The sequence below is a fragment of the Terriglobus sp. YAF25 genome (assembly GCF_052113305.1).
In the GTDB taxonomy this organism is placed as follows: domain Bacteria; phylum Acidobacteriota; class Terriglobia; order Terriglobales; family Acidobacteriaceae; genus Terriglobus.
This window is the reverse complement of sequence record NZ_JBFRCY010000136.1, coordinates 1-15307: the sequence shown is the minus strand read 5'-3', so window position 1 is coordinate 15307 and position 15307 is coordinate 1. Positions and strand designations below refer to the sequence as shown.

17 protein-coding genes and 1 pseudogene are annotated in these 15307 nt (G+C 58.7%); 5 read left to right on the top strand and 13 right to left on the bottom strand.

What is annotated here, in order from left to right; all coding sequences use genetic code 11:
• The 3 genes from AB4043_RS07655 to mqnC all read right to left on the bottom strand — a co-directional run.
• Window positions 1-493 (bottom strand): aminopeptidase P N-terminal domain-containing protein (locus AB4043_RS07655; RefSeq protein WP_442306786.1); only part of this gene is annotated, 493 nt, incomplete at its 3' end.
• Between the two features lie 200 nt (window positions 494-693).
• Entirely contained in the window at window positions 694-2277 is a 1584-nt protein-coding gene (locus AB4043_RS07650; protein ID WP_442306785.1) for a cellulose synthase family protein, read from the bottom strand.
• A gap of 57 nt (window positions 2278-2334) precedes the next feature.
• Window positions 2335-3381: a cyclic dehypoxanthinyl futalosine synthase gene (gene mqnC / locus AB4043_RS07645; RefSeq protein ID WP_147646999.1), complete on the bottom strand. Its 1047-nt coding sequence runs from the start codon at window positions 3379-3381 to the stop codon at window positions 2335-2337.
• Between the two features lie 266 nt (window positions 3382-3647).
• Here mqnC and AB4043_RS07640 point away from each other — a divergent pair, with 266 nt between their 5' ends.
• Complete coding sequence (locus tag AB4043_RS07640) at window positions 3648-4343, top strand: hypothetical protein (protein ID WP_442300953.1); 696 nt, start codon at window positions 3648-3650, stop codon at window positions 4341-4343.
• 420 nt (window positions 4344-4763) lie between these two features.
• Window positions 4764-6428, top strand: a complete 1665-nt coding sequence (locus tag AB4043_RS07635; RefSeq protein ID WP_442306784.1) for a cytochrome c oxidase subunit I — start codon at window positions 4764-4766, stop codon at window positions 6426-6428.
• A gap of 170 nt (window positions 6429-6598) precedes the next feature.
• On the opposite strand, the gene AB4043_RS07630 is transcribed toward AB4043_RS07635, so the two are convergent.
• The 5 genes and pseudogenes from AB4043_RS07630 to AB4043_RS07610 form a co-directional block, all read right to left on the bottom strand.
• Window positions 6599-7303, bottom strand: a complete 705-nt coding sequence (locus AB4043_RS07630) for a Crp/Fnr family transcriptional regulator (protein ID WP_442300951.1) — start codon at window positions 7301-7303, stop codon at window positions 6599-6601.
• A 73-nt stretch (window positions 7304-7376) separates the two neighbouring features.
• Window positions 7377-8417 (bottom strand): NAD(P)-dependent alcohol dehydrogenase, encoded by a 1041-nt coding sequence (locus AB4043_RS07625; protein WP_442300950.1) that lies wholly within the window; start codon window positions 8415-8417, stop codon window positions 7377-7379.
• 38 nt (window positions 8418-8455) lie between these two features.
• Window positions 8456-9388 (bottom strand): AraC family transcriptional regulator, encoded by a 933-nt coding sequence (locus tag AB4043_RS07620; RefSeq protein WP_442300949.1) that lies wholly within the window; start codon window positions 9386-9388, stop codon window positions 8456-8458.
• 123 nt (window positions 9389-9511) lie between these two features.
• Window positions 9512-9721 (bottom strand): annotated as a pseudogene (locus AB4043_RS07615) (phosphoribosyltransferase family protein); the annotation flags it as partial.
• Between the two features lie 172 nt (window positions 9722-9893).
• Entirely contained in the window at window positions 9894-10175 is a 282-nt protein-coding gene (locus AB4043_RS07610) for an acylphosphatase (RefSeq protein WP_442300947.1), read from the bottom strand.
• Here AB4043_RS07610 and AB4043_RS07605 point away from each other — a divergent pair.
• Window positions 10174-10509, top strand: a complete 336-nt coding sequence (locus AB4043_RS07605; protein WP_442306783.1) for a hypothetical protein — start codon at window positions 10174-10176, stop codon at window positions 10507-10509. The two genes, AB4043_RS07610 and AB4043_RS07605, sit on opposite strands and share 2 nt — an antisense overlap.
• A gap of 164 nt (window positions 10510-10673) precedes the next feature.
• On the opposite strand, the gene efp is transcribed toward AB4043_RS07605, so the two are convergent.
• The 3 genes from efp to pncA form a co-directional block, all read right to left on the bottom strand.
• Window positions 10674-11234: an elongation factor P gene (gene efp / locus AB4043_RS07600; RefSeq protein WP_442300946.1), complete on the bottom strand. Its 561-nt coding sequence runs from the start codon at window positions 11232-11234 to the stop codon at window positions 10674-10676.
• A gap of 231 nt (window positions 11235-11465) precedes the next feature.
• The gene (locus AB4043_RS07595; protein ID WP_442300945.1) at window positions 11466-11801 is read right to left on the bottom strand and encodes a hypothetical protein; all 336 of its coding nucleotides are present in this window, start codon (window positions 11799-11801) and stop codon (window positions 11466-11468) included.
• 38 nt (window positions 11802-11839) lie between these two features.
• Window positions 11840-12472 carry a bifunctional nicotinamidase/pyrazinamidase gene (gene pncA, locus AB4043_RS07590; RefSeq protein WP_442300944.1) on the bottom strand — a complete coding sequence of 211 codons (633 nt, stop codon included), beginning with the start codon at window positions 12470-12472 and terminating at the stop codon, window positions 11840-11842.
• 23 nt (window positions 12473-12495) lie between these two features.
• On the opposite strand from pncA, the gene AB4043_RS07585 reads away from it, so the two are divergent.
• Window positions 12496-12933, top strand: coding sequence for an acyl-CoA thioesterase (locus AB4043_RS07585; protein ID WP_442300943.1), 438 nt, complete (start codon window positions 12496-12498; stop codon window positions 12931-12933).
• A gap of 150 nt (window positions 12934-13083) precedes the next feature.
• On the opposite strand, the gene AB4043_RS07580 is transcribed toward AB4043_RS07585, so the two are convergent.
• A complete protein-coding gene (locus AB4043_RS07580; protein ID WP_442300942.1) occupies window positions 13084-13761 on the bottom strand; it encodes a hypothetical protein in 678 nt (225 codons plus the stop codon).
• A gap of 101 nt (window positions 13762-13862) precedes the next feature.
• Here AB4043_RS07580 and AB4043_RS07575 point away from each other — a divergent pair, with 101 nt between their 5' ends.
• A complete protein-coding gene (locus AB4043_RS07575) occupies window positions 13863-14492 on the top strand; it encodes a c-type cytochrome (RefSeq protein WP_442300941.1) in 630 nt (209 codons plus the stop codon).
• Window positions 14493-14544: 52 nt separating this feature from the next.
• On the opposite strand, the gene AB4043_RS07570 is transcribed toward AB4043_RS07575, so the two are convergent.
• A partial coding sequence (locus AB4043_RS07570; RefSeq protein WP_442306782.1) for a DUF481 domain-containing protein occupies window positions 14545-15307 on the bottom strand: 763 nt, incomplete at its 5' end.

Here is a 15307-nt window from a genome sequence, read left to right as displayed (position 1 = left end):
GGGTGAACAGACTGKAGGCACGGCGGCGATCTTCAGCGAGAAAGCTACCCAGGACCTGGGGCAGCGAGGACATGGACAGGACCTCGGCGAAGCCAGTCTTTTCGGTGACATCCTTCGTCGCGGCGTCCATCTTGATGCCGGTGTACTTTTCGGTCACGAGGTTACGGGCCGGCAGGAAGAGCACTTCGCGATAGCTGTGCTCGGGAATCTGTGTTCCGAGCCGGTCGACGGAACCCGGCCCCGCACTGATGATGAGGAGGGCCGCACCGGGCTCGTTCCAGCCGGAGAGGTAGTAGAAGTCCTCATCCTGCCGGTACGGCATAAAGTCCAGTTGCGGTTCTTCGGCGGCGAAGAGCAGAGTCGCGCCGCCCTTCAGCTTCTCGGCGAGAGCGATGCGGCGCTGACGATACTCGGACTGGGGAACGGCGTCCAGAGCGTGAGCGACAGTGGCGGCAAGCAGAAGGAACAGGGCAGCAAGATGCGGCTTACGCATAGGTCTAATAATCCATGAAGATTGAAGCGTCAGTGAGCGAGGTGGTACATCAACGTGCGTGAAAACAGCGATAGAGAGAAATCCTGCTAGAGCATTTTTCCTGTAGGTGTAGTGTAGGGCTTCTACATCTATGGGCGTTTTCCGCAATGAAAACGCCGCTGCTCGCCCCTTCCGGGATACCTAGTAACAGGAAAAATGCTCTAAATGCCCACTGGATACGGCTTTTCGTGTATTTCTGTGCTGCTGCCGGCTGCCAGCCTGTCGAAACGCCCTTGAAGCAGGCTGAGCAGACCCGTGTACCAGTAACCCAGAACGAAGAGCAGGAGGAAGGGCACGGTGAAGTAGTTTTCGCTTTCGAAGGCGTACCAGACGGTGAAGGCGAAGTAGCATCCGAGCGCCAGCTCGATCCACGGAATAATGCCGAGGCGCTTGCGGTACTTCTGTGCCTTGTTCTTCTCGCCCTTCTTCTGGACGCGGTACTTCGGGGTGCGGGCAAAGGCCGACTTCATGCCGAAGAGAGCTTCCATCACTGCCTTGGTGTTGGTGATGGTGAGGCCGACGCCGAGCGCCATCAGGAAGGGCAGATAGAGGAAGGTGCGGTACCAGGTCTTGGGGAAGAGTTCCTTCTGGCTGACCAGATAGAAGCTGGAGATCGAGAAGGTGCTGGCCATGAACAGGGGGAAGTCGATGAGCAGCATCTGAATATAGCCCTGCCAGCTACGGATGATCATGGCGGGCATCAGCAGCGTGGAAAGGATGATCATCAGCGGATAGCTGATGTTGGCCGTCAGGTGATACCAGGCTTCCAGCTTGGTGTGGAAGGGCGCGTCTGACTTGAGAACGCGCGGAAGAATCTTCTTGCCGGTCTGGATGAGGCCTTTGGCCCAGCGTGCCTGCTGCGTCTTGAAGGCAGTCATCTCAATGGGGAGCTCGGCGGGGCACTCAACATCCTGCAGGTACTTGAAGTGCCAGCCCTTCAACTGGGCGCGGTAGCTGAGGTCGGTGTCTTCCGTGAGTGTGTCGTGCTGCCAGCCACCGGCCTCGTCGATGGCGGTACGGCGCCACATGCCGGCGGTGCCGTTGAAGTTGAAGAACACGTTGGCGCGATGGCGGCCGCCGTGCTCCAGAACGAAGTGACCGTCGAGCAGAATGGCTTCCACCTGGGTGAGGAAGCTGTAGTTGCGGTTCAGGTGGGTCCAGCGGGTCTGCACCATGCCGACATTGGGTTCGGCGAAGTGGTGGATCACCTTCATCAACCAGTCGCTCGGGGGAACGAAGTCGGCGTCGAAGATCGCGATCAGTTCGCCCTTGGCAGTCTTCAGGCCGGCATCGAGTGCACCGGCCTTGAAGCCATAGCGATTCTCGCGGTGATGGAAGCCGATGGGCTGCGGTGGCATCCCTGGGAACCCCTCGGCATAGCGGCGGACAATCTGCTCGGCGACCTCTTTGGTCTCGTCGGTGGAGTCGTCCAGAAGCTGGATCTCGAAGCGGTCGCGAGGGTAATCCAGCTTGCAGCAAGCGTCGATCAGGCGGTCAATGACGTATTGCTCATTGAAAGTGGGGAGCTGGATGGTGACGAAAGGGAGCTCGTCTTCGGGGAACCGCGATGGGGGCTCGCTCGATTTAGCAGCGTTCTTACGGTGCTTGTAATAGAGATAAACGAGCTGATAGCGGTGGATGCCATAGAAGGCGTGTCGGTGATAGCCGGCATGAAGGTGGGTGCAGATTAGAGCATTTTCCCTGTTGCCGGGTATCCCGAAAATGGCGTGCCGCGGCGTTTTCATTGCGGAAAACGCCCCATTGATGCTGAATCCCTACATTACACCTACAGGAAAAATGCTCTAGTTCAGAAACATGGTCTGGTAGAGAGTGTCGCGCTGAACCGGGCGGAAACCGGCGTCGCGGATGATGCGGCGAAGTTCCTCTTCGGTGGTGCAGTTGGCCGTTCCAGCGGCCTTCACTACATTTTCTTCCAGCATGACGGAACCGACGTCATTTCCACCAAAGCGCAGGCCCATCTGCAGGACCTTCAGGCCCTGTGTGACCCAGCTCGACTGCACATTTTCGATGTTATCCAGGAACATGCGGCTGATGGCGAGCGTCTTCAGGTATTCGACCGAGGTGGCTTCGTCCCAACCCCGGCCGCCGAGAGCGGTGTTCTTCGGCTGGAAGCTCCAGGGGATGAAGGCGGTGAATCCACCGGTCTCTTCCTGCAGGCGGCGCACGACCTCAAAGTGGTTCACACGCTGTTCAAAGGTCTCGCCGACACCGAACATCATGGTGGCGGTGGTGCGCATGCCGAGCTCATGGGCAGTACGGTGGACGCTGACCCAGTCCTCAGTCCTGCACTTCAGGCGGGCGATGCGGTGGCGCACCTCATCGTCGAGAATCTCAGCGCCGCCGCCGGGGATGGACTGCAGGCCGGCATCGCGCAGCCGCATGATGGTGTCGCGCAGAGATAGCTCAGAGTATTCGGCGATGGCCAGAATTTCGCTGGCGGAGAGACAGTGGAGCCAGATCTGGGGAAAGCGCTCCTTGATGCCGCGGAACAGTGACTCAAACCATTCGATCTTCAGGTCGGGGTGAATGCCGCCCTGCATCAGTACACCGGTGCCGCCCATCTCCACGGTTTCTGCGATCTTCTGGTAGATGGTCTCGAAGTCGAGGATGTAGCCCTCGCTGGCGAGTTTGCCCTTCAGGGGCCGGTAGAAGGCGCAGAAGGTGCAATATTCCGTGCAGAAGTTGGTGTAGTTGATATTGCGGTCGATGATGTAGCTCACGATGCCGTGAGGATGCAGCTTGCGGCGTACGGCGTCGGCTTCCATCCCGATGCCGATCAGATCGTCCGAGCGGAAGCATTCCAGGGCTTGTTCGCGAGTGATTCCCATATCTCGTTAAGGATAGAGCATTTTTCCTGTAGGTGTAGTCAAGAGCCTCTGCATCGATGGGCGTTTTCCGCAATGAAAACGCCGCTGCGCGCCATTTTCGGGATGCCCAGCAACAGGAAAAATGCTCTAACGCAGCGGTGGGCAGAGCGCGGGTCTGTTGGACGGGGCTGCCAAGCCAGATTTTTGCCGAATGATAACCGAACGCCCGCTGGCGCGTCTCAGCAGGAGCCTGCTAGGCTTTTCCCGCGGAAAAAGGAGACCTCGTAATGAAGTGTACCCAGATTGCAGTCATGTTGATGGTGCTCGGCGGTGTTGCCGTGGCACAGGGCCCGCCACAGGACGCGAACCGTAAAGTAGAGCATGGTGGTATCTTCGTGCCCGGATGGAAGGGCGTGGTCGATGATCTCTCCGCAAAGCGCGGCGAGACGATTGAAAACTCACGGCTGGCGATGGACGGCAAGAACCTGCATGTGACGACCGGACCGGCGACGACCTACTGGAACGTGTCCGATATGGCCAAGGGCGATTACACCGTCTCGGCGACCTTCCGGGAGCCGCACTACATGAACCTGAACGACCATCCCCATCCCTACGGCATCGTGATCGGCGCCAATGACATGGGGACGGAGAACCAGAGCTTCCTCTATTGCGCGGCCTATGGCAGTGGAAAGTTCATCGTGCGCGGCATGGGGCCGGGACCGTTCCAGATGAACGGACGCACCGGACAGGAGAATGAGGCTGTTCACAAGGCTGCCGCTAAGGACGCCGAGGTAGTGCAGCAGATCTCCATGCAGGTCAAAGGCGACACTGTGAGCTGCAGCATCAACGGCACGCAGGTCTGGTCGGCGAGCAAGACCGATGTAATGGCCTCCGGCAAGCTGAAGTCGACGGACGGATCCTATGGCATCCGCTCGGCACACAACACCGAAGTAGAAGTCATCGATCTGAAACTGTCGAAGTAAGCGGTGGTRTTGCACACAAACACCCGGCATTGTGCCGGGTGTTTGTTTTTGAACGCGTATCGACAATTCGCGTGAAGAACGCGGAAGAAAGCAGATTTCTCCGCTGCTCTTCACCCCAGGCGGCAACGCCGGCCTGGGGCTCCGTGCGCTCCGAAACGACAAAACAAAAACTGCAATGCAGTGCCGCACAGAAGACCTGTGATGTAGATCACAGCTTGGGATGAATGCCGGACGGGAAGATGTCTCTTGAGGAGGGCATCTCTCTATGGTCCCGGTATGCAGAAACACAGTAGCGTCATGGGCTATGCATCCGTGCAGCGGTCACTGCCCGGGTTACGGTTCTCGTGAGGGATGTCCTCCATTGATTGTGATTGCCGTCCAGCAGCAGACAGCAAAGCCTTCCGTGGAGGGGAGCAGACAATGAGCACCGCGGTCGTGAGCCCGGATATTGTGCAGGAGCAAGAGGCTCGCTCACAGCGAGTCAACTATTTGAATGCAACTCATGGACTGAAGAGCTGGCTACTCACAAGCGACCATAAGCGCATCGCCTTGTTGTACCTGATGGGTGTCAGTTTCTTCTTCCTGGTGGGCGGCCTTCTGGCGATGGCCCTTCGCATGGAGCTGCTGACGCCGGACGCCGACATGATGGCCATGGATACCTACAACAAGGTGTTCACCATGCATGGCGTGGTGATGGTGTTTTTTGTTCTGATTCCGGCGGTTCCTGCCGTGATCGGCAACTTCGTTCTGCCAATGATGCTGGGAGCACGCGATCTGGCGTTTCCGAAGATCAATTTGCTGAGCTGGTATCTCTACGTGATTGCGGGCCTGCTGCTGGTAGTCACGGTAGTGAACGGCGGCGTGGATACGGGATGGACCTTCACCGCTCCGCTCAGTACACGCTTCGTCAATACGAACGTCATCACCGCTGGACTCGCAGCGTTTGTGGCTGGGTTTTCATCCATCCTGACCGGGCTGAACTTCATCGTCACCATTCACCGCATGCGTGCGCCGGGGTTGACGTGGTTTCGCTTGCCGTTGTTCGTTTGGGCGAACTATGCGGCGGCGATCATCATGATCCTCGGCACACCGGTGGTGAGCGTGACCATCGTGATGGTGGCGGTGGAGCGCATCTTTCACTTCGGCTTCTTCGATCCAACGTTGGGTGGTGATCCGCTGCTCTTTCAGCACCTGTTCTGGTTCTACTCGCATCCGGCCGTGTACGTGATGTTGCTGCCGTCGATGGGCGTGATCAGCGAGATCATCGCATGCTTCAGCCGTAAGCGCATCTTTGGATATACCGCAGTAGCCTTCAGTTCTGTATCGATCGCGGTCTTCGGCTTCTTCGTGTGGGAGCACCACATGTTCATCATGGGCGTGAGCCAGTATTCGGCGATGGTCTTCAGCCTGCTGACCATGCTGGTGGCGGTGCCTTCAGCGATCAAGACCTTCAACTGGGCGACAACACTCTATAAGGGATCGATCGATTTCTCGGCGCCGATGATCTACGCCCTTGGATTTATCGGGTTGTTTGTCATTGGTGGATGCACGGGAATCTTCCTCGGCAATCTGGGCACGGATATCCATCTGACCGAGACSTACTTCRTCGTRGCGCACTTCCACTTCGTGATGGTCGGCGCCGTCATTATGGGGTATCTCGGCGGGCTGCATTTCTGGTGGCCGAAGATTACGGGCCGCATGTACCCGGAGATGCCGGCCAAAGTGGCGGCAGCGCTGGTCTTTATCGGCTTCTTCTTTACCTTCGGACCGCAGTTCATCCTTGGTCACCTGGGTATGCCGCGCCGCTACGCGATGTATCCGGCGGAGTGGCAGGTGCTGAATGTGATGTCGACCGCGGGCGCCACGGTGATGGGCGCGGGTTACATGCTGGCGGCGGTGTATCTGATCTGGAGCATGAAGTGGGGTAGAGTGGCCGGCGACAATCCATGGCGCGCGTATGGCCTGGAGTGGCAGACGCACTCTCCTCCGCTAACGGAGAACTTCCTTGAGACCCCGATTGTCACCACGGAGGCATACGACTACGCCTGGATGGACGGGCTGAAGAACGAGACAGAGAACGTTTAGAGCATTTTCCCCATTGTCGGGTATCCCGGAAGGGGCGTGCAGTGGCGTTTTTGTTGCGGAAAACGCTCATAGGAGGCGGAAGCCCTACATTGCACCCACACCCACAGGGAAATGCTCCAGGTTTGCGGCAGCGGCTGGGCCAATTGATTGCAGGGCCCGGCCGCTCTTTTTTATTCGGTAAGTGCAGCGAGTCGATCAGGCCGTGGAATCTCAAGAAACGCACCGCGTCGATGAATAAGGCCTTCGCGTTCGAAGCGGGCCAGCAGGCGAGAGGTAGTTTCGCGCGTAATTCCAGCCATCGAACCCAGCTCTTCGTGTGTGAGTGTCATAGCAAAACGTGCCGGAGCGCTAAGGTCGCGGGGGTGCGCCCATTCAATCAGCGTATTTGCGAGACGTGCCGCGGCCGAGCCTGAGAGAGCAAGGCGGCGTGCCGAGATAAGCGCCTGTTGATACTCTGCTGCCGCTTCATTGGCGCAGTTCTGGCTTACCTGTGCGTGACTGTGCATGAACTCCAGGAACGCTGCCTGCGGAATGCGCTTCAAGCGGCAGGGCTCAAGACTTTCGGCCGAGGCTTCATACGGAACATTGCGCAGCACCGCAGCAAGGCCGATCACGTCGCCGGCACCGGCAATGCGGAGTAGAAGCGAGTGGCCGCTCTCAGAGGAGACAACAACCTTCAGACGGCCGGCGCACACGACGTACAGATTGCGCGGCTTGCTCTCTTCTTCGACGACGACGGTGCGAGGTTCGACGTCAATCTGTTGRCCGAGCGTATCCAGCCTTTCCAGGGCATCGGGGTCCAGAGCGCAGAAGCTATTGGGATGGCGGACGGCGCAATCCTTACAGCCTTTCTGGAGCCGATTGATGACAGGCATACAGCTTCTATTCTTTCATGACGCAAAGCGGCCCGCACTTTAGCGGGCCGCTTTGTTGGATGTACTGCGAGATTTACAGCGCTTTGCAGTCGAGGACAAAGCGATACTTCACGTCGGCCTTGACGACGCGAGTCCATGCTTCGGACAGCTTGGTGAAGCTGGTCATCTCGATGTCGGAAACGATGTTGTGCTGGCCGCAGAARTCCAGCATCTCCTGGGTCTCCTTGATGCCGCCGATCATGGAACCGGTGACATGCTTGCGGCCAAGCACGCTGAAGGCCTGGATGGACAGAGGTGTTTCCGGAACGCCGACCGTGCAGTAGACACCATCACGCTTCAGCAGGCTGAGATACGGGTTCACATCATGCGGAGCAGCGACGCAGTCCAGGATGAAGTCGAAGCTGTGGATGTGGTTCTTGGTCCACTCGGCTTCCTTGGTCAGGATGACCTCATCGGCGCCCAGCTTCTTCGCGTCTTCGATCTTGGAGGGGGAAGTCGTGAACTGCACGGTCTTCGCCCCGAAGGCATGCGAGAACTTCAGGCCCATGTGGCCCAGGCCGCCCAGACCGATGATGCCAACCTTCTTTCCAGGGCCAGCGCCGAAGTGCTTCAGCGGAGAGTAGGTGGTGATACCGGCGCAGAGCAGAGGAGCCGCGGCGGCGAGGTCGAGGTTGCCGGGGACCTTCAGCACGAAGGCCTCGTCAGCGACGATGTGATTGGCATATCCGCCGAAGGTGAGGTTGCCCTGCTTGTCCTTGGAGTTGTAGGTGAAGACAGTGGCGAAATTCTCACAATACTGTTCTTCTCCGGCTTTGCAGGAGGGACAGGTGCGGCAGGAGTCGACCATACAGCCGATGGCGGCGGAGTCGCCTACCTTGAACTTAGTGACAGCGGAGCCGACCGCGGCGACCTTGCCGACGATCTCGTGGCCGGGAACCATGGGAAACATGGCATTGCCCCACTCATTGCGCGCCTGGTGGATATCGGAGTGGCAGATGCCGCAGAAGAGGATGTCGAGCAGGACATCGTTGGGACCGGGATCGCGATGCTCAAAGTTCCACGGAGTCGGGTCAGTGGTCGCATTGTGCGCGGCGTAGCCTTTGGTGGCAATCATGATGGTTCTTGTCTCCTTACGAGTGGTTCGGTTGGAAATTAGATCATGGCGACGCGGAGTGGGTGTTGCACCTGCGTGCCCAGGTTGGACCGCAGGCGAAGCGCTTCCTCCGCAGGGGAAACTCCGAAGAGCCGTTTGAACTCCCGGGAAAACTGAGATGGGCTTTCGTAGCCGACGCGCGTTGCCGCAGCCGACGGTCCGATACCTTCCTGGATCATCATGAGCCTCGCCTTATGCAGCCGCGTTGTTTTCAGGTATTGCAACGGCGAAGTGGAGGTCATGTTCTTGAAGTGGTGGTGGAAGGCAGAGAGACTCATGCCGGCATCGCAGGCAAGGGTAGGGATATCGAGCTGCCGGTCGTATTCGGTGTGAATGCGATGCATGGCTCGGTAGACCTGGCTGATGTTGCCCTGCATCGCCAGCAGATCGCGCAGAACCTGTCCGCGCGGGCCGGTAAGGACACGATAGGTGATCTCGCGCATGATCTGCGGGCCGAGGATCATGCGGTCATTGGGATTCTCATAGGCTTCCAAAAGGCGCAGTGCTGCCTCGGCAAGCGCTTCCGGCAGGGGTGTGGCATCGATGGTCCTGGGCTGTAGGCTGGATTGCGCCGGGGCAGGAGGTAGCTTGAGGACGAGGTCGGCGAGGACCGCCATGTCGAGCAGGATGGAAACGCCGCGTAGCGGCGCATGGGGCTCGCAGAAGGTCTCGCACTCGAAAGGCAGCGGTGCGGCGAGGACCAGGTAGTTTTCGGTGTCGTAGACAAAGCTTCGGCTGCCGACGTAGCCACGCTTGCTGCCGCTGGTGACCATCACGATGGAGGGCTCATAGAGCACCGAACTGCGAGGGATGTTTTTATGACACCGGACGGTGCGCAGGCCTGGGAGATCGGTCGGCCGAATGCCTTCCCCGCTATCGATGCGGTCGAGGACGCGGTTGATCCAGGCGTGAATGGAGGCCAGGCTGCTCACGAAGAAAAGTCTAGCGAAGCCGAGATACGAGAGACATCATTTCTGCGCAAATCTGCAGAAATAGGCAAGCCTTCCGCAGAAATGTCTACGGAAGGCTCGAGAGAGTGGAGATTCAGGCCGATTTTACTCGTTGTAGTGCAGCAGCGAGTAGACGTCGTAGTCCGGGAACTTGGCGCGGCCTTTGAGGAAGTCGAGCTCGACAGCGAAGCCCAGGCCGACAACGATGCCGCCAAGCTGGCGAACAAGCTGGTTGGTGGCTTCCATGGTGCCTCCGGTGGCGAGCAGGTCATCGACGATGACGACCTTCTGCCCGGGCTGGACGGCGTCCAGGTATCAGGGACAGTCCGCACGAGGGACTTGAGTGGTTCACAGTTAATGGGTGTCGCCATGAGGAAATTTTAGAGGATAGTTGAATGGTGGAATAGTTGAATGGTTGAATCGTGCGGTGTGCCGGGCCAGCGTGTGTAATCGATCCCTTTGAGCACCATTCAACTATTCAACCGCCTTACCAAGCCCCTTCAATCTGGAACGGCCCAAGCTTGCCGGCTTCGCTGTCGTCGAGATCGTGGATCTGGAGACGATCGACGCGTGAGCCGCGCGAGCCTTTGCGGAGGTGGTCTTCAAGCTCTTTAAGTCTGTCTTCAGAGCCGGCGGCGACGCATTCCACTTTACCGCTGGGGAGATTGCGGACCCAGCCATTGAGATGCAGTTCCGCGGCCTCGCGGTGGACGAACCAGCGAAAGCCAACACCCTGTACACGACCGGAGATGAGGTAGTGACGCACCATGACTCTGGTCAGTGTAGAGCAAGTAGATAATTGGAATGTGGCTTTGAATTACAGCGTTGTGGCACAGAGTGTGGAGGAGATGCGCGATACCGGCAACTCTCCGTCGGTAAGCATGTGGGAGTACCTGCAGGCGACGGGGCAGGAAGACCTGCTGGGGACGATCAGCATCTACGGCGAGAGCGGAAAGACACGTGAGCAGGCGCGGACCTATTACATGAATTCTGAGGCGCTTCGGATATGGCAGGCAATGGGCAAAGCGCCGACAATCGTGGGAGAGATGCACCGTCCAGCGAGGACAGCAGCGATTGTGTTTGGAGTGCCTTACAGCCAGTAGAGCATTTTCCCTGTGGGTGTAGTCCAGAGCATCCGCATCTATGGGCGTTTCCGCAATGAAAACGCCGCTGCACTCCCCTTCCGGGATACCCAGCAACAGGGTAAATGCTCTAAAGAGAAAAGGCTCGCCGGGTGGCGAGCCTTTTTTAGAAAGTAATCGCGGACCTAGGCGCGTGACATGTAGGCGCCTTCGGAGGTGTCGATGCGGATCTTTTCACCTTCATTGATGAAGGGAGGAACCTGCACCACCAGACCGGTCTCGGTCTTGGCGGGCTTGGTCACGGACGAAGCAGTCGCGGACTTGATGCCGGGCTCGGTCTCGATGACGGTCATCTCCACAACCTGAGGAAGCTCGATACCTACGGCCTTGCCGTCGTAGAAGCTGACGGAGATGCCGATGTTCGGGAGCAGGTAGTCCACGGCCTCGCCAAGGATCTCACGGGACAGGGTGGTCTGCTCATAGGTAGCCGTGTCCATGAAGATGTAGTCATCACCGTCGTTGTACAGGTACTCCATCGCGATTTCATCGACGACGACGCGGTCGATGGCGTCGCCCGAGCGGAAGCGGTGCTCGAACATGGCTCCGGAGGAGAGGTTGCGCAGCTTGGCCTGAATGAAGGCGCGCAGGTTGCCGGGGGTACGGTGCTCCACTGAGAAGACCATGTGGAGCTTGTCGTTGTGCTTGATGATCATGCCCGGGCGCATCTGGGTGGCGGGAATCGCCATGGTGTATCTCCTGAACTGTTCTGATGGTTTTCCGGGCGCAAAGGGCCGGATATGGCAGGGCGTGACGCGCTGCTTTTAGAACCTGCTTCGATTGTAGCTCAGGGCCGAGGATCGAGCCCGAGAGCATTTTCCCTGTGGGTGTTGTGTAGGGCGTACGCATCCTATGGGCGTTTCCGCAATGAAAACGCCGCTGAACGCCCTTCTGGGATACCCAGCAACAGGGAAAACGCTTTAATCCAGGGCCAGGGGAGCGAACCCGGCAAACATCTGGGTGGCCTCGGGGAGCTGGTTGAGGGGGACGATCTCGCAGGCGGCAAAGTAGCGGTCCCACAGGGCTTTGACCTTCGGGTTGTTGTGAGCCTTCTCGATGCCGCCCTCCTCCCACTCGAAGACTTCGACGATGGTGCCATCGGCGGCGCGGCAGGCAATGAACTCACGGCTAGTGGCCAGGCCCTCTGTACGCAGCAGCGGCAGGTGTTCGCGGGTGAGCTGCAGCAGATCGGCTTCCTTGCCGGGTCTGGGGCGGTAGGCGACGATGACAATGCTGCGACCCTGGACTGCATTCATGCCAGACAGCGTAGCACGAGTGGAAAGGGCCGTTTCCTCTAGAGCAACGTGTCGCTGGAGATGCGGGCGATACCAGCCTGCTGCATCTCCTCGTTGACCCGGACGACAGAGCCGTTGAGGTCAATGGCGCGGCAGGCATCCTCGATGACACAAACGGTAAAGCCGAGGGATACGGCGTCCATGGCGGAGAAGAGGACGCAGTAGTCATAGGCCAGGCCGCAGAAGAAAAGACGCTGGATGCCACGCTCTTTGAGAGCGCCGCCGAGGCCGGTCGGCGTGGAGTGGTCGTTGTCCAGAAAGGCAGAGTAGGAGTCGATGCGCGGGTTGTAGCCTTTGCGGACGATCAGCTCAGCGTGTGTGGTATCGAGCAACGGATGGAAGTCCGCGCCGGCGCTTCCCTGAAGGCAATGATCGGGCCAGAGGACCTGGGGACCGTAAGCAACCTGAATGGTCTCGAAGGTCTGAGCGCCGGGATGGGAGGTCGCAAATGAGATATGCCCGACAGGGTGCCAGTCCTGGGTAAGAACGACGTGGGCAAAACACCGTTGCAGGCGATTGATCAACGGAACGATCTCATCGCCTTGTTGAACCGCAAGCGCGCCGCCGGGGCAAAAATCATTCTGCAGATCGATGATGACGAGGGCGTCAGTTGAGGATAGCGCGAAGGCCATACAGTTATTCGTACACTATGACTATGCCAGCACCTACAGCCGAAGCACGTATCAGGGTCCGCTATGCCGAGACCGACCAGATGGGCGTGGTGTACCACGCGAACTATGTTGTCTGGTTTGAAGTTGGCAGGGTGGAGCTTCTGCGCTCCATCGGTTTGCCGTACAAGCAGCTCGAAGCAGAGGGCATCCTGATCGCTGTGGCGGAGGTAAACGCGCGCTACAAGCGTCCGGCGAGATATGACGACGAGATCGCGGTCCGTACGACGGTCAAGCAGGTACGCGGATCGATCATCCGTATCGGCTACCAGGTCGTCCGTGTCGTGGATGAGGAACTGCTCTGCGAGGGCGAGACGGTGCACGTGGTAATCGACCGCGAATTCAAGCGGGCGAGTCTGCCGGAGGCGTATGCGGCACGGATGGCGGGGGAAGTAGAGCACAACGATTGCCCTGCGACCTTATAGGTAGAGAAGCAGATTTCTCAGCTCCCTTTGGTCGACCACTCCAGCCAGCACGCTGGCCGAGCAGCCAGGTCGCTGCGAAATGACAAACAAAAAACAAAGCCCGGCCGAAGCCGGGCTTTGTTTGATCTTTGTTTTGATCTGCGGGAAGACCTACTTGCTCTGGTGGCCCCAGCGATAGACGAGACCGGCGTTGAAACCCACGTTGTGCTGCAGGGTCGAGCCGAAGGTCGTGATCTGGTAAGTCGGGGCGATGCGGAAAGCCAGGTTCTGGTAGAAGCTATAGTCCACGCTTCCGCCCAGAGCGAAGGCTCCGGCGTTGCCGGTCTTCCACAGGCCCAATGCAGGTGCGGGAACGCCCTTGGAGCCGCCGTCGAAGTTGCCCATCGCCATACCGCCAAGCACGTTGACGTTCGCGCTCAGACGTTCCTTGCGATAGAAGCGGTACTGTGGTCCGCCCATGAAGGTGTAGTGCGTGATGAGCGGATCCCAGATGTTATAGGGGTTATTGCCTGTCTTGGCATTGCCATAGTGGCCGCGGACATCACCGACGACCGCCCAGCGCGGGTTCAGGTAGTAGTTCCCAGCAACCTGCCAACTGATCTCGTTGTTGCGCTGCAGGAAGTCACCCGAGCGGAAGCGCAGGTAGCCGACGCCGCCGAAAACCTCGTACTTGTGGGAGTAGGTATCCTCAATCATTTTGGCGATACGCGCCTGGCGATTGGCGTTCATGCGCCGCTGCCGGCGGTCCTGTTGTGCCTCGCCGTGAAAAGCCGTTCCCACCAGCGCGGCCAAGGCCAGCGCGCACACGATCCGCTTCAAACCGAACATCAAACGATACCCCTGCAGCCTTCTTGCTCTGTTAGTTTCAAACCAGGTGGGCCGGCATTTGCGGCACACCCTTTTATTAGAACATCCCCGACGCAGAATTCATGGCCAAACGATCAAGCAAAGGTTCATCCGGCTCCGGCAAGTTGCTGCTTGGCGCACTGCTGGGCGGTGGACTTGTGGCCGGCGCAGGCTACCTGTACCTCCATCCAAAGGCGCTGCACGGTGTCCGGAATTCGGTTGGGATTCACGGAGATTATCCTGACGCCGCTGGGTCAGGGGAGGAAGGTCAGGGCGACGAAAAGGCAAGCAGGCCGTCAGTGTCGAAGCCACAGGACAAGTCGCGTCCACAGGCGGTAACACCTGCTCCCTCCGAGGTGGCGCCGCCGAATCCGGCTGCCGTTGCCGCCGGGCAGCCTCCGTTTGCCGCCAGCGAGGATGTCTTTGAGGCTGCGGCTCCGATCTACCGGAAGCAATGTGCTGCCTGCCATGGAACGCCCAGCGGAAAGCCACGAACTGGCGAAGCTCCGCAGTTCTGGGTAACGGGTGCATCCGGCGTTGGCCCCAAAGCGCCGTCGGCGATTTACACGATGATTGCCAAGGGAAGTCCTAAGGCCGGCGGTCATGCCTTTGCGGGCAAACTGAGCAGCCAGCAGATCTGGCAACTCACGTTGTTATTGAAGGAGGCGGGCAGCGATCTGCCCGATCCGGTTCGAAATCTGATGGGAGACTAAAAACAAAAAAAGCCCGCATCTCGACGATGCGGGCTTTTGATTTTCCTTCCGCTTACGGCAGTGTATAGGCCACGCCGGTGATGAACTGGAAGGTGTTCTTTTTGAAGCCGGGCGACGGGTTGTTCAGAAAAGCGTCGCTGGCGGCGATACTCATGCTGAGTTTTTTGAAGACCGGCATCGCCAAACCGGTACTGAAGTTTGCCGAATAAGCCTTGGGCTCGTTGAAGGCCGGCAGGAGCTGTAGGGTCTGAGTGAAGATCATGGAACGCGGTAGGGTTCGCTTGTAGGCTTCGCCAATGCTCGCGCCAATAAGGTTTTGATTACTGGCAGGATCCTCAAACTCCTGCTTCTCGTAGTGAAGATCACCTTTGATGTCGAGCTGCTGCTTTGCGTCGAGCACGGGTGTCCAACCAACCCCGGCGCCGTAGATCTGCTGCAGGTCGAGGCCGGAGGAGAAGTTGTGGTCGAAGGCTGTGGTGCCCAGGTAATAGAACCTCTTCGAGACGTACTGATCGCGTTCGAGGTCGGTGTGGAAGATGCTGGTCTTAACCACGGAGTCCGGTGAAGCCGGCGTGGTCTGTGGAATGAGCGGCGTGGTGAGCTTTCCGTAGGTCTCTGAGAGACTGAAGATGGTGCGATTTCGTGTTGGTAAATAAGGCACAGTGGGGATAGTGCGGACCAGCTTCACCCCCGCGGAAAAGGTGCCACCGTGCTGGGTGCTCTGAACAAAGGAGGCGCCACCGGTGACGGTGCCTGCCCATCCATAGAGAGGGCCCGCCTTCTTTTCGAGTTCGCGGTCGTAGACGCTCTGGTCG

What these genes read in the sequence shown, in the direction of transcription:
- AB4043_RS07650 (WP_442306785.1), bottom strand. Translation starts at nt 2,277, where the DNA reads ATGAAAACGCCGCGGCACGCCATTTTCGGGATACCCGGCAACAGGGAA.
- mqnC (WP_147646999.1), bottom strand. Translation starts at nt 3,381, where the DNA reads ATGGGAATCACTCGCGAACAAGCCCTGGAATGCTTCCGCTCGGACGAT.
- AB4043_RS07640 (WP_442300953.1), top strand. Translation starts at nt 3,648, where the DNA reads ATGAAGTGTACCCAGATTGCAGTCATGTTGATGGTGCTCGGCGGTGTT.
- AB4043_RS07605 (WP_442306783.1), top strand. Translation starts at nt 10,174, where the DNA reads ATGACTCTGGTCAGTGTAGAGCAAGTAGATAATTGGAATGTGGCTTTG.
- AB4043_RS07610 (WP_442300947.1), bottom strand. Translation starts at nt 10,175, where the DNA reads ATGGTGCGTCACTACCTCATCTCCGGTCGTGTACAGGGTGTTGGCTTT.
- efp (WP_442300946.1), bottom strand. Translation starts at nt 11,234, where the DNA reads ATGGCGATTCCCGCCACCCAGATGCGCCCGGGCATGATCATCAAGCAC.
- AB4043_RS07595 (WP_442300945.1), bottom strand. Translation starts at nt 11,801, where the DNA reads ATGAATGCAGTCCAGGGTCGCAGCATTGTCATCGTCGCCTACCGCCCC.
- pncA (WP_442300944.1), bottom strand. Translation starts at nt 12,472, where the DNA reads ATGGCCTTCGCGCTATCCTCAACTGACGCCCTCGTCATCATCGATCTG.
- AB4043_RS07585 (WP_442300943.1), top strand. Translation starts at nt 12,496, where the DNA reads ATGCCAGCACCTACAGCCGAAGCACGTATCAGGGTCCGCTATGCCGAG.
- AB4043_RS07580 (WP_442300942.1), bottom strand. Translation starts at nt 13,761, where the DNA reads ATGTTCGGTTTGAAGCGGATCGTGTGCGCGCTGGCCTTGGCCGCGCTG.
- AB4043_RS07575 (WP_442300941.1), top strand. Translation starts at nt 13,863, where the DNA reads ATGGCCAAACGATCAAGCAAAGGTTCATCCGGCTCCGGCAAGTTGCTG.